At 58.7% G+C, this 305-nt stretch carries 1 pseudogene; it reads left to right on the forward strand.

Annotated features, from left to right (window positions below):
- Positions 1-47: 47 nt before the first annotated feature.
- Positions 48-305: pseudogene (locus tag AC5ZFO_RS48435) on the forward strand (IS30 family transposase); the annotation flags it as partial.

The following is a 305-nucleotide window of genomic DNA, read 5'->3' on the forward strand; positions in this document are numbered from 1 at the left end:
GGGCGGATTCAAACGGTCGTCGCAACACCGTGAAGTTGGAGGTTGCGATGAAAGTTGTAAGTCGACGTTCGACACGGTCAGGACGAGCGCCATTGCCATCGCCTGGCCGGCCGTGTGCGGCGGGACGCAAGGAACAGAATGGATTTTGGAAGGCGATTGCCACAGGGCAGAGCAGCGAAGATGCTGCGCTTAAGGCCGGATTATCGCAACCTGTCGGAAGCAGATTGCTCCGAAAGGCAGGCGGCATGCCACCAGCGATGTTCAGATCTTCGGCCAAGCCTCTCTCCGGGCGCTACCTTTCATTG

The organism is Bradyrhizobium sp. Unk1, from assembly GCF_059512345.1.